Origin of the sequence: Streptomyces torulosus, assembly GCF_001419765.1 — a bacterium.
GTDB classification, from domain to species: domain Bacteria; phylum Actinomycetota; class Actinomycetes; order Streptomycetales; family Streptomycetaceae; genus Streptomyces; species Streptomyces torulosus.
In genome coordinates, this window is sequence record NZ_LIRK01000758.1 from 1 (window position 1) to 1,327 (window position 1,327).

Below are 1,327 nucleotides of genomic sequence, written 5' to 3' on the forward strand. Positions count from 1 at the left end.
TCCGGTGACTGGGCTGGGGGCGTTCGCGCGGGGGCCCGTACCCTGGAGGCATGAGTAGCGCTCCCGCCCCCGAGCCGCGTGATCCCAAGACCGCGCTGGTTTTCGACGACCCGCTCAGCCGGCCCTCGTCCGACGACACGGACCATGGCTGGGGCGAACGGCCCGGCGACGGCGGCGACAGCGCGGCCGACCTCAAGCGCTTCCTCGACGAGAAGCCGCCCCACCACCTCTGACCTCGCCGGGCATGCGCCGGTCGTGCGGTTACTCGCGGTCGTGGCCCGAGCCGCGCTGGGCCACCAGGGCGTCGCGGATCTCCTTCAGGACCTCCAGCTCCGTCACCTCGATGACCTCGTGGGTGCCCTCCTTGGCCTTCCGGCGGGCCTCCTGGCGGGCCAGGTACTTGGCCATCGGCAGCACCATCAGGAAGTAGACGACGGCCGCGGTGATGACGAAGCTGAGCGTGGCACCGAGCACCGAACCCCAGGCGATATGGATGCCACTCGTCACGGTGCCGTCCTTGGCGACCACACAAGGGTCCTTCAGGCAGCTGGTGTAGCTGTCGAGGTTCTTGGTGCCGAACGCCCCCACCAGAGGGTTGATGACCCCCTTCACCACGGAGTTGACGATGTTCGTGAAGGCCGCGCCGATGACCACGGCGACGGCCAGGTCGACGACGTTCCCCCGCATCAGGAAGGCCTTGAAGCCCTCCCAGACACTCGGCTCCTTCTTCTCGCTCACCACGAGGCCTCTCTGCGCTGGTTGTGGAACAAACGACTCCGCAACCTACGTCAAGGCCCGATCCGACTGTCCCATTGGGTCCCGCCAACGAGGGACTTGACGTGCGGCCGGGGGTCGAGCGCCTCACCACAGCGTCACCGCCAGGCGGGAGGTCGCGCCCGCGCCGGCCAGGCGCGCCGCCGTGGAGCGGGGCACCGACAGGACGATCAGGGCGCCGCTCTCCGTGGCGCTCGCCGCCGGCACCTTCGTGACGCGGGCGCCTCGCGCGACCACCCGCGCGTCGCCGCCCGTGGCGGACTGCTCCGCCGCGATCACGTCGACGCGGTCGCCGGGGCGCAGCAGCCGTACGGTCGCGCCGTCGGCGATGCGTACCGGTGCGGTGACCGTCCCGGTGGCGGCGCGGCGCTCGGGGACGGGGTCGGCCACGGGGTGCCCCCTGACCCGTTCCCCTTCCCCTGCCCCGGGGCCCGCCCCCGTCGCCAGCAGCGCGGCGGCGGTCACCGCCAGACCGGCCGCCATGGCCCGCCTCCGGCAGCGGGCGAGGCGCCGTAACCGCTGTGTGCCGCCCCGCACCCGCAGCGGCGGGCAG

At 72.6% G+C, this 1,327-nt stretch carries 3 protein-coding genes; 1 reads left to right on the forward strand and 2 read right to left on the reverse strand.

The window, feature by feature from the left end:
* Window positions 1-50: 50 nt before the first annotated feature.
* Window positions 51-233 (forward strand): hypothetical protein, encoded by a 183-nt coding sequence (locus AOK23_RS39290; RefSeq protein ID WP_055717232.1) that lies wholly within the window; start codon window positions 51-53, stop codon window positions 231-233.
* A gap of 28 nt (window positions 234-261) precedes the next feature.
* On the opposite strand, the gene mscL is transcribed toward AOK23_RS39290, so the two are convergent.
* Both mscL and AOK23_RS39300 read right to left on the reverse strand, forming a co-directional pair.
* Window positions 262-738, reverse strand: a complete 477-nt coding sequence (gene mscL, locus AOK23_RS39295) for a large conductance mechanosensitive channel protein MscL (protein WP_055717234.1) — start codon at window positions 736-738, stop codon at window positions 262-264.
* Window positions 739-861: 123 nt separating this feature from the next.
* A complete protein-coding gene (locus AOK23_RS39300) occupies window positions 862-1,317 on the reverse strand; it encodes a hypothetical protein (protein ID WP_240496765.1) in 456 nt (151 codons plus the stop codon).
* Window positions 1,318-1,327: the final 10 nt, after the last annotated feature.

Bases quoted from the DNA above. Each gene is read 5' to 3' on its own strand.
- AOK23_RS39290 (WP_055717232.1), top strand. From the start codon at position 51: ATGAGTAGCGCTCCCGCCCCCGAGCCGCGTGATCCCAAGACCGCGCTG.